The sequence below is a fragment of the Sporosarcina sp. NCCP-2331 genome (assembly GCF_023707945.1).
In the GTDB taxonomy this organism is placed as follows: Bacteria; Bacillota; Bacilli; order Bacillales_A; family Planococcaceae; genus Sporosarcina; species Sporosarcina cascadiensis.
The window spans coordinates 1-11,096 of the sequence record NZ_BRCD01000052.1; the positions used below are offsets into that span (position 1 = coordinate 1).

General features: G+C 41.5%; 9 protein-coding genes. 7 read left to right on the forward strand and 2 right to left on the reverse strand.

Translation table 11 applies throughout. The annotated features are described in order from the left end of the window. Positions 1-37: 37 nt before the first annotated feature. Complete coding sequence (locus NCCP2331_RS17770) at positions 38-1,024, reverse strand: polysaccharide deacetylase family protein (protein ID WP_251672041.1); 987 nt, start codon at positions 1,022-1,024, stop codon at positions 38-40. Positions 1,025-1,378: 354 nt separating this feature from the next. Between NCCP2331_RS17770 and NCCP2331_RS17775 the strand changes: the two genes are divergently transcribed. The 6 genes from NCCP2331_RS17775 (at position 1,379) to NCCP2331_RS17800 (ending at position 8,639) form a co-directional block, all read left to right on the forward strand. Continuing rightward, the gene (locus tag NCCP2331_RS17775) at positions 1,379-2,563 is read left to right on the forward strand and encodes a phosphoenolpyruvate hydrolase family protein (RefSeq protein ID WP_251672042.1); all 1,185 of its coding nucleotides are present in this window, start codon (positions 1,379-1,381) and stop codon (positions 2,561-2,563) included. A gap of 130 nt (positions 2,564-2,693) precedes the next feature. Continuing rightward, positions 2,694-3,902: a Tm-1-like ATP-binding domain-containing protein gene (locus NCCP2331_RS17780; protein ID WP_251672046.1), complete on the forward strand. Its 1,209-nt coding sequence runs from the start codon at positions 2,694-2,696 to the stop codon at positions 3,900-3,902. An 18-nt stretch (positions 3,903-3,920) separates the two neighbouring features. After that, on the forward strand, positions 3,921-4,748 hold the full coding sequence (locus tag NCCP2331_RS17785; RefSeq protein ID WP_153721135.1) for a phosphoenolpyruvate hydrolase family protein: 828 nt from the start codon (positions 3,921-3,923) through the stop codon (positions 4,746-4,748). Between the two features lie 74 nt (positions 4,749-4,822). Next, positions 4,823-5,251 (forward strand): cupin domain-containing protein, encoded by a 429-nt coding sequence (locus NCCP2331_RS17790; protein ID WP_153721136.1) that lies wholly within the window; start codon positions 4,823-4,825, stop codon positions 5,249-5,251. Between the two features lie 151 nt (positions 5,252-5,402). Further along, positions 5,403-7,217, forward strand: a complete 1,815-nt coding sequence (locus tag NCCP2331_RS17795) for a M3 family oligoendopeptidase (protein WP_251672043.1) — start codon at positions 5,403-5,405, stop codon at positions 7,215-7,217. A 777-nt stretch (positions 7,218-7,994) separates the two neighbouring features. Continuing rightward, positions 7,995-8,639, forward strand: a complete 645-nt coding sequence (locus NCCP2331_RS17800) for an FMN-dependent NADH-azoreductase (RefSeq protein ID WP_153721248.1) — start codon at positions 7,995-7,997, stop codon at positions 8,637-8,639. A gap of 190 nt (positions 8,640-8,829) precedes the next feature. On the opposite strand, the gene NCCP2331_RS17805 is transcribed toward NCCP2331_RS17800, so the two are convergent. Continuing rightward, positions 8,830-9,837 (reverse strand): Fic family protein, encoded by a 1,008-nt coding sequence (locus NCCP2331_RS17805; RefSeq protein WP_251672044.1) that lies wholly within the window; start codon positions 9,835-9,837, stop codon positions 8,830-8,832. A gap of 303 nt (positions 9,838-10,140) precedes the next feature. Between NCCP2331_RS17805 and NCCP2331_RS17810 the strand changes: the two genes are divergently transcribed. Further along, complete coding sequence (locus NCCP2331_RS17810; RefSeq protein WP_251672045.1) at positions 10,141-11,061, forward strand: HNH endonuclease; 921 nt, start codon at positions 10,141-10,143, stop codon at positions 11,059-11,061. The last annotated feature ends 35 nt before the right edge of the window (positions 11,062-11,096 follow it).

Sequence of the window (11,096 nt, forward strand, 5' to 3'; positions counted from 1 at the left end):
TTTTAATGATAGCTATATTATAGCAGTTTGCGAATTTTTATTGGGAAAGAGGGGACGTGGGGCCATCTTTTTTGATTATCACACGTTTTTCACTCATCAGTTCACTGACAGTTCCGAGACGATAGCCTTGTTCAGTAATTTGTGTAATCATGGCTCCTATTCCTTCCGCGACGGGTTTCGTTGGATGCATTAATACCATCGAGCCATTCTCTACTTGAGTTACTACTCTGTTCACCATCACAGAAGTAGCGGGCTTTTTCCAATCAACTGTGTCCACTGTCCATAAAACTGTATGCATTCCGAGCTGACTGGCGACTTCAACAGTCTGCTGATTAAAACTGCCGCTGGGCGGACCGAACCACTTTGTCGATTCGATTCCAAGTGTTTTACTAATGATATCATTGGTCCTTTTTAATTCTTCCCTTGTTTCAACTTCCGATTTTCGCTGCAAATCTGGATGACTGTATGCGTGGTTGCCAATTTCATGACCGTCCTTAAAAATCATTTTTGCCAAATCCGGATTTTTGCTTACCCAGCTTCCGTCAAAGAAAAAGGAGGCTTTCGTTTTATTTTCCTTTAGTACATCCAAAATTTCAGGAATAAATTCATTGCCCCATGCAACATTAATTAAGAAGGCCACCATTGGCTTATCCGGATTTCCTTTGAAAATAGGATGGGGTCCTAAATCTTCCAAATGAACAGCAGGCGAAGTTTCCTTATAGACTACTTTTGATTTGTCCATTTTACCATCGGCTTTCATAATTTTATGACTGGCTTCTATATCTACTTCCAATCCGTTATAGCCGGGAATGGCCTTCCAGACTCTGTCGACTTTTGCGTCAACCGCGGGTATATGATGTTCTTGACTAAATGATTCCAACTCGATGGTCAGCGGGTCTTTACCAGTTTTTGAAGCGGAGGCAGTATTCGTTAATTTAGCATCTACTTCAAAATACTTTGTGGAAAAACCTAAGAGTAGTATCCCCATACAAATGAAAATTGAAATCAGCCTTAGATGTTTCACTTTTCCAACTCCTTTATTCGTAAATGTATTACTGTTTAGTATTTCCTGTACTTGAATTAGTATGCTTTCACGGTATCAGCATTTTTATTAAGCAGACAAAAGCAGTACGAAATGCGATTCTTAACTAATCTGTATTACTTTATAAAAGAGTTCGAAGCTGTTACTTATCTCGAAAAATCAAGTGTGCTATAGTAATCAGTAAGAAATTGATTCAAACTGCATCTTCTTCAAAATGTCTCTCGTTAAATGGTATTTCAGGTTGGTTTGTCACTTCCGGTCTACTGCTTGATGAAGGGCGTTTTTTTCTTTGAAGTAAGTTTGGAGTTTTGGAACTTTTAAGTGGGAGTATATGTGATGAATAAATTTGATGTAGCAGATCTATTGAACAGACGGTTGAAAAAAGACGGAAAGCTGGTGGGGGTTGCAGCCGGAAATGGAATGACGGCCAAATATGCAGAGGAAGGCGGTGCTGATTTTATATTGGCGCTAAGCTCAGGGCGTTTTCGTCAAATGGGAGTTAGTTCATTGACTGGTTTTCTTCCGTATGCAAACAGCAACGAGATCGTAATGGAATTCGCATCGAAAGAACTGATTCCAAGGATAAATGATATCCCTATTTGTTTTGGTTTATGTGCTACAGATCCAACTATTCAGTTGGCCAACTATATTGAATTCATTAAGAGCAGAGGATTTGCCGGCATTAATAATTTTCCGAGTGTCGGACTGTTTGATGGCATTTTCGGGGAATCGCTGGAGGAGCAGGGGATTTCATATGCTCTTGAGGTAGAAGCCATACGGATAGCAAGTGAAAAAGAGTTGTTTACCGTAGCATTTGTATTCAATGAGGAGCAGGCGGTATCGATGATCAACGCAGGTGCAGATGTTATTTGTGTACATTTGGGTTTGACTCAGGGCGGTACGTTAGGAGCCAAAAACATTTTATCTCTGCAGTCTGCCAAAAAGTTGGCTGTGAAAATTTTTGACCGCTGCGATGAACTGAACACGAATATTATTAAAATGGTCTACGGAGGCCCGGTCAATAAACCGGTAGATGTTCAATTTATGTATGATGGTACCAATATTATGGGATATATCGGAGGTTCTGTTTTTGAACGGATTGCCACAGAGCAAATGTTAATCGAGATTACAAAATCATTTAAGCAGACCAATGATTTTCATTACGATGAATTGATTAGGAAAGTGATGAATGGGATAGGAAATCACGAAGATTATATTGATTTTATAAAAAAATATATCAGTTTGAATTATATGAATGAAATCACACTGAATGAGATTGTAGAAATATTGAATCTGTCCCGGTCCTATGTAAGCACCCTATTTAAGAAAGAGGTCGGCATTTCATTCACGCAGTACTTGATTGAATACCGCCTGAATCGAGCACTGGAAATAATGGAGCTGGAAAATCTGCCGCTGAATAGAGTGGCAGAAATGACAGGCTATCAGGATTATTCTCAGTTCAGCAAAATCTTCAAAAAGTATAAAGGTGTATCACCTAAAGAAATATTAGATAAAAAATGAAACGACAACTAACCCTAACATAAAGACATGCCAATTTCCTGATGAAAGCGCTATTATTGAAATAGTAAGAATTATAGAGTTTTCTAGATCGTTTATTTTGCACAATAAACAAAAGAGGAGTGTTTTCATGGTGAAAACAATTGCTTTAGCCGGAACTTTTGATTCTAAAGGGAAAGAGTTTTTATTTGTTAAAGAACTAATCGAATCGTTGGGTGTTCGTACATTTACTATTCATACAGGTGTATTTGACGCGGAGTTTGAACCGGATGTGTCGAATGCCAGAGTAGCAGAGGCAGCGGGTGAAGACATTCAGGAGATTGCCGCTAAAAGAGACCGGGCGAATGCAACGGAAGTACTTGCCAAAGGAATGGAAATTTTGCTGCCGCAATTATATGAAGAAGGAAATTTTGATGGCGTATTGTCGTTTGGGGGTACTGGGGGTTCGTCCATCGTAACGTCTGGAATGAGAGCACTGCCGATTGGTGTGCCTAAACTGATGGTATCGACCGTTGCTTCGGGAAATACAGAACCTTATATCGGCACGAGCGATATTATTATGATGCCTTCCGTAGTGGATGTTGCCGGTTTAAATATCATTTCAACAAAAATATTTTCCAATGCAGTGTTTGCCATAGTGGGCATGGTGAAATTTGAAAGCAATACCGAAGTGGAAAAAAAGCCGCTTATTGCTGCTTCTATGTTCGGTCTGACAACTCCTTGCATCAATCAGGCGAAAGTCTATCTTGAGGACAAAGGATATGAAGTCCTGATTTTCCATGCTACCGGTATTGGCGGGCGCACGATGGAAAGTCTCATAGCGGATGGCTTCATCGATGGTGTACTGGACGTTACGACAACAGAATGGGCAGATGAGCTGGTCGGCGGTGTACTGGCCGCTGGTCCTCATCGTTTGGAAGCGGCGGCAGCCAGAGGAATACCTCAAGTTGTTTCGGTAGGAGCAATGGATATGGTGAATTTTGGGCCTTTTGCTTCCATTCCAGAAAAATTTGAAGGACGGAATTTCTACAAGCATAATCCGACTGTTACGCTGATGCGGACAACGGCTGAGGAAAACAGGCAAATCGGCGAAGTAATTGCAGAAAAATTAAATATGGCCGAGAAAGATACAGTCTTGTTATTACCGTTAAAAGGATTGTCGGGTCTGGACGTCGAGGGTCAAGCTTTTTATGGGCCAAATGAAAATAAAGTGTTATTTGACACGTTGAAAGAAAAAATAGATCAACAAAAAGTAGAAATCATTGAACTGGATACAGATATAAACAGTCAGGAATTTGCAATAGCTGCTGCTGCACAATTGATCAAACTACTTGAAAAGTAAAGAAAGGAGCAAAAAAATATGTTAACAAAACAAGAAATTCTTAACCGTTTTAAAGCAGAAGTCAATGAAGGTAATATTTTATTGGGAGTAGGCGCAGGGACCGGGGTGACGGCTAAGAGCAGTGAAGCCGGCGGGGCGGATATGCTGATCGTATACAACTCAGGACGTTACCGTATGGCGGGCCGGGGTTCATTAGCCGGGTTATTGTCCTATGGAGATGCAAATCAAATCGTTGTCGAGATGGGGAATGAAGTACTGCCGATCGTAAAAGATACACCTGTGCTTGCGGGAGTAAACGGAACAGATCCATTCCGGGTCATGAGCAGATTCCTGGCACAGCTTAAAGATCAAGGTTTCCACGGAGTTCAGAATTTCCCTACAGTCGGGCTGATTGACGGAACATTCCGTGCCAATCTCGAGGAAACCGGGATGGGGTACGATCTGGAAGTCGAAATGATCCGCTTGGCCAGCGAGTTGGATCTGCTGACCACTCCTTATGTATTTGATGAGGAGCAGGCGAAAAAAATGGCTGAAGCTGGTGCCGATATGCTGGTGGCTCATATGGGGTTAACAACGAAAGGAACGATCGGTGCAAAAACGGCCCTGACTTTAGACGACTGTGTGGAACGCATTCAAGGTATTGTGGACGCTGGTAAGTCAGTCAATCCTGATATTATGGTCATCTGTCACGGTGGGCCGATTGCAGAGCCGGAGGATGCGGCTTATGTAATTGAAAGAGTGGATGGAATTGTCGGATTCTTTGGTGCCTCCAGCATTGAACGTTTCGCGGCAGAAAAAGGGATTAAAGAACAATCGGAAAGATTTAAAGATATTAAGAAGAAGTAAAAAGTGAGGTCTCACTTTTATAATATTGAATGAAGAAGCATGCAAATAAAATTTCGGCAAAAGGAGCAGATAACATGAGCCAAGAAAACCAAACAGGAAATTTGCGCTATATTCATCCGGAAGATGTGGAAACTCAGATGTTTGATTGGGGAACATTGAAGTGGTTCAGTGAGCCACGTGTAACAAATGCACAGAAATTCAGCATGGGCATTGTAAATTTAAAACCCGGAAAAGGACATGACCGGCACAATCATCCTGAAGAAGAGGAAGTGCTGTATGTCGTGTCAGGCGAGGGCGAACAGACAGTAGATGACGGCGCTCCTACTAAAATAACAGCCGGCATGTGTGTGCATATACCGGCTGGGTCTTATCACTCCACGATTAACACAGGATGGGAGACACTGAAGTTAGTTGCCATCTACAGTCCGCACGGTCCTGAGACTGTTCTAAGAGCAGATCCGGCCTGCACAGTACTGAAGCCTGGTGAACTTCCTGAGTTTTAACCTATACAACAGTCTACGGCGCATGACAAATCACAGTCATGCGCTTTTTCGTATGCTGAGGTTCATTCGGGAAAGCTGTATTCACGGATTTGGAAAGTGGAATTGAAAGTGACATAAAGTTTACAATAGATAGATAAGGGAGTGAGTTAAATTGAGATATCATGACACGTGGGATTTAGAAACGGTATTTAAAGGCGGGACAAATTCTCAGGAAGTACAAACTAAAATCTCTTCTATAAAAGAAGAGATTGCACAGTATGCGAATCAGCTGAAGGGATGGAATAGTGAGCCCGCCGATGATGCATCTGCATTGCAGGCAATATTAAAGCAGCAAGAAGTAATCGGAAAAGGTTTGGGCCAAGTGGCTACATTTGTCAATATGTGGCGAGATGCCTTTATGGATGATGAACATGCAAGTGTCGTCAACGGTCAGGTAATGGAACTAAGCAGTGAAATTCAGCAGCTCGCAACGATATTCACTAAAAAACTTGTGGCAATTACAGACGAACATTGGACTAAACTGCTGCAGGATGACGCATTAAACGAAATTAGTTTTTCTTTGAATGAAATACGAGAACAGGGCAAGCGTCTGTTATCTGAAGAGGAAGAGAAACTGATTGCTAAATTAAATAAAGACGGCATCGCTGCGTGGAGCGATTTATATAATACAGTCGGCTCTATTATGACAGTTCCTTTTACAAACGAAGATGGCGAAACTGCTGATTTATCCATTGGACAGGCAATGAACAAAATGTATGCAGATCCAGATCCCAAAGTGCGCGGTAGACTTTTTGAGGAATGGGAAAAGGTATGGTCTAAGAAAGGTCCCGTATTTGCAGACATTCTGAACCATTTAGCCGGCTACCGCTTAACATTGCAGGAAGCTCACGGCAGAGAAGGTCATTTGGAAGAACCGCTTGAATACAACCGTATGACAGAACAGACGCTGGCGGCAATGTGGTCAGCAGTCGATGCGCAAAAACACACGTTTCTTGAGTACTTAGATCAAAAAGCGAAACTATTGGGCATGGAAAAGTTGGGCTGGCAGGACGTGGACGCTCCAGTTGCGGCAGGCGAAACAAAACCCACACGTTTCACTTATGATGAGGCGGCCGATTTTATTATCGAGCACTTCGCTTCATTCGGCCCGAAACTGACCGAATTTACCAAGCATGCACTCGAAAATCGCTGGGTTGAAGCGGAAGACCGTCCGAATAAACGTCCGGGTGGTTATTGTACGAGTTTGCCTGAATTTGAAGAGTCCCGTATATTCATGACATTTACAGGGTCACCAAGTGATGCCAGTACATTAGCACATGAATTAGGGCACGCTTTTCACAGTTACGTCATGAAAGATATGCCTGAACTGAATCAGGACTATGCCATGAACGTGGCGGAAACAGCCAGTACATTTGCGGAGACGATTATTGCAGATGCTACAGTAAAAAATGCGGCAACCGATGAGGAAAAAATCTCTCTTTTAGCGAATAAATTGGAAGGCGCTACGGCAATGTTTTTAAATATCCGTGCACGCTTCTTATTTGAAGATCAGTTTTATCAGGAACGTGCAAAAGGAATTGTGTCAGAGAAACGGTTGAATGAATTAATGACCGCAGCGCAAAAAGAAGCATTCGGTGATAGTCTTTCTTCTTATCATCCACATTTCTGGGCCGCCAAGCTGCACTTCTTTATCGACAGTGTGCCGTTTTACAATTTCCCTTATACATTTGGTTACTTGTTCAGCTTGGGGATCTATGCGGAATACTTGAAATCCCCTGAAGGATTTGAAGAGAAGTATATTGCCTTACTGCGAGACACTGGATCCATGAAAGTGGAAGAGCTGGCAAAGAAACATCTCGGTGCTGATATTACGAAAGAAGATTTCTGGACAGCCGGAATTGAGCTTGTCGGAAAAGATGTGGTAGAATTCATTGAGTTGACTAATCGGCTGTTAAAACAAGGTTAATTCCTTCAGGCTCTCACCAAAACGTGTGCTTGACAGCCTATTTCATGAGCAGTTTGGGATTTGATTGTGATTGCGCAGGATAGGATGGTAATTGGAAAGAGACCGTTTCCCTGCGTTCCAGGCGGACGCGTTCTGGAGGGCCCGCGGTGAGCCAACTTGGTCGCTTCACTCCCGCAAGTTGTCTCACCTGTCGGGCTGATCCTCCCAGAGTCGCCGCCTTCCACTCCGGTACACTGGCTGGTGTTTTAATACCTTTTGTGTGAGTAGGCAGTATGAGCATAATATCTGAGACCATTTCGATAGATAAGGTATTTCATGCAATACTTAATATCCACAAAGGACTCAGATCCTTTTGATCAATGTATTTGCAAAGACGAGAAACGGGACCAAGTCATACTCTGCAAAAAAGCAACACGATATCCAATATCCAAACAAGCATAGGCGCAACTGCGAGATCGGCCGTTGCTAAGCGAATAGCGAAGAGTTCGTTTTGCCGTATTTCTGCGTTCTTTGTAGAATTAAGGCAATGATGCATGCCCTTCACCGGTAGGCTTATCACGTAAAGCAATCCCTCAGTGCTGAATCGGATTTAAACTGCAGCATGATTTTCGCAGTAGATACATGACATGTTGTCAAGGACCGATTTTGGTGCAGACCCTTCCTTCAGTATACTTTTTGATACTATACCACTTTAAAGTGCGTACTTACCTAATTGATTTATGTAGATTATAATAAAAAAGCAGTATATTTTTAGACATAAGAGGAGAAGTATAAATAATGAATATTCTAGTTGTAAAAGCAAATAACCGTCCAGCCACTGAAGCGATTTCCAGTAAAATGTATGAAACGTTCATGGCTGAATTAGAAGAAAAAAACGTAAACGTTGTAACATACGATGTATTTGAAGAGGATACGCCGTATTTTGGCCAGGAATTGTTTAACGCTTTCGGTAAAGTGCAGAACAGTGAAGAGCTGACTGATGTCGAATCACGCCTGTTGGCTGCTAAACAAAAAGCAATGGATGCCATCTCAGCTGCCGACGTTGTCGTATTTGCATTTCCATTATGGAACTTAACGATCCCTGCTAAACTGCAGACATTCATCGATTATGTCTATGCTGCAGGCTTCGCTTTCAAATATGATGCGGAAGGCAATATGATCAGCTTGATGACAGATAAGAAAGCGATCTTCTTAAATGCCCGCGGGGGTATTTATTCAGCACCTCAGACGGCTCCGATGGAAATGGCTGTTACGTATATGCGCAATGTATTTGGCGGCGTCTTCGGAATGGAAATCATCGATGAAGTCGTAATTGAGGGGCATAATGCCAAGCCGGACCAAGCAATGGAAATTATTGCTGACGGTATGGAAGAAGTGAAAGCTTCGGCAAAACGTTTGCTGGAAATGGCAGTTCACGCGTAAAATCGTTTAATTCATTGAAACAAAGCACGAGTTCAGTACAATATAAAAAATCGACAACCATAGGCCCAAAGCCATTAGGATGTCGATTTTTTTATTTCATCGGTGAGTCAGATGTAATTGATCTTTCTTTAGATTACTTCGTGCCATCGCTGCCTGACAGCAGATCAAAGGTTGTCACAGAAGATTATTATTAAATTTTCTTCCACTTCGCATTTCGGCCGAGCCCGACGGATTCTATTGTCCCTTGTGCTTTCAAATCATTCAGAACACGATTAATCGTAGATTCACTGATATCCGGACAGGCATTGCGGATTTCTGACTTTGTAAAATAACCAATCTTCTTCTCGATAAAGGATGATACTCTTTCGCTCTTTCCGCCCTTTTGTGTTTCAACAATTCCTACTCTTGATTCTAAATCTTTATAGGCTGCAACAATGGTTCCTAATAAATAATTAATCCAAGGGATAATATTATTTGTGCCTTCATGCCATTCAATTGATGATTGTCGAAGTGTTTCATAATACATTACTTTGGAATCTTCAATGATTTTTTCCAAGCTGATAAAGCGGCCTACTTCGAAACCTGATTGATAGAGAAGGAGCAAGGTCAACAGGCGTGCCATTCGACCATTCCCATCATTAAATGGATGGATGGAGAGGAAATCTAAAATAAATACGGCAATTACTACTAACGATTCTACATCCTCCTTGATCATTCGTTCATTCAGTGCAGCGCAAAGTTCTTGCATTGCCTGGGGTGTTTCAAATGCCGATAAGGGTTGAAATCGGATACGTTTCATACCGTCAGGCAAGGTTTCACTGATAACATTATCTGCATTTTTCCAATTGCCGCCTTCAATGTGAATGTATCGATACAACTCTTTATGCAACTGTAAAATTACTGAATTTTTGATGGGGATTGCATCATAAGAAGAGTGGATTAACTGCAGGACGTCACGATAACCAGCAATTTCACCTTCTGACCGATCTTGTAAGTCTGTATTATCTTCTAATATACTTTTTAGACGTTTATCTGTAATAATGATTCCTTCAATAGCATTGGATGCCTTTGTTGACTGAATAACTGCCGTGTTTCGCAGGGTTTCTAAAATTTGCGGAGCTTGCTGCTTATATAGGTCTTGTTTACCTTTATATTCGTTTATTTTTGCAATTAAATTCACTGTTTCCATCGGCATCATGAATTTTTGCAGTGATTCATAATTGAATCTTCTCAGTGGAATCATCTCCTGAATATTGTATATTTAAATGGGTTCATTTTAACTAAACTTGAATATGTTTAGTCTACACTGAATGGGTTCATTTGAAAAGTTTATGAATACTTATATGTTGTTGTTAAACATACAGCGGGACCCGGAGCAGTGGAAAAACAATAAATAAAGGTATTTGCGCACGATTCATTCAGAATATGATCTTGCGCAGGTACCTTTTACTATATAATGAAAGGAGAATAAATACAGATGCCTGTAAAGGAGTGAAAAGACATGGAAAGTTACATAGTTATGCAAGGGCGCACCTACCACGAAGAGAAAGTATTAGGTATCCTCTTTTCATTGCAGCAGGACAGTATAGGCAATGTTCATCATTTCTGGGAACGGATGAAAGAAGTAGTCGAGGGGGATCGTATTTTTCATTATGTTAAAGGGGATATTGTGGCAATCAGTGTAGCGAAGTCGGGATATAGAGAAGAATACAAGCCAATTACTATCCCGCTTCCCGACAGTGAAAACGCGAAAGGCTACTTAGTGGAGGTCGAGTATTATGAACTTGATAAGCCGTTAACGATTGCTAATTCTTTTGATGAAATCCTTCCGCTCCTGCCAATATTGTATTCTCCGTTTCAAGAAAATGCCAATGGCAATCAGGGCTATCTTTATCCGTGCAATGAAGAACTTACAATCAAACTGGTCGAGCTGATTGCAGATCTGAACATTTACGAAATAGATGAAGAACAGTTGGAATTTGTGATGGGCACGGTGCAAAAGACTGAACAAGATTTTCTAATTCCACTTCTTTCTGAAACCGAATCAGAAACGAAGACTAAAGTAAGAGTAGGACAACAGCGATTTCGAAAAGATCTCTTGCCGCTATGGCATGATCAATGTGCACTGTGCGAAATAAAGCTGCCGGAACTTCTTCAAGCAAGTTATGCAAAACCTTGGAAAGACTGCACAGCCAGTGAACGCATCAATCCTAACAACGGCATTCTGCTCTGCCGTAACCACGATGCCCTTTATCAGAACGGGCACATTGCATTTGACGGGCAAGGCAAGATCCATATTTCAACTGCAATACCTGAAGAAGACTACGAAAAGTACGGTCTTCACACAAAGTTGAGAGTAAACAGAACCGTGAACAACAAGCCTTATCTGAAATGGCATAAGAAACATATATTTAAACAGTGAAAAGAAAATGGTGCCTGTGCACCAAACAATCGCGT

Coding starts and splice junctions, on each gene's coding strand:
- NCCP2331_RS17800 (WP_153721248.1), top strand. CDS start 7,995: ATGAATATTCTAGTTGTAAAAGCAAATAACCGTCCAGCCACTGAAGCG.
- NCCP2331_RS17790 (WP_153721136.1), top strand. CDS start 4,823: ATGAGCCAAGAAAACCAAACAGGAAATTTGCGCTATATTCATCCGGAA.
- NCCP2331_RS17810 (WP_251672045.1), top strand. CDS start 10,141: ATGGAAAGTTACATAGTTATGCAAGGGCGCACCTACCACGAAGAGAAA.
- NCCP2331_RS17775 (WP_251672042.1), top strand. CDS start 1,379: ATGAATAAATTTGATGTAGCAGATCTATTGAACAGACGGTTGAAAAAA.
- NCCP2331_RS17785 (WP_153721135.1), top strand. CDS start 3,921: ATGTTAACAAAACAAGAAATTCTTAACCGTTTTAAAGCAGAAGTCAAT.
- NCCP2331_RS17805 (WP_251672044.1), bottom strand. CDS start 9,837: ATGATGCCGATGGAAACAGTGAATTTAATTGCAAAAATAAACGAATAT.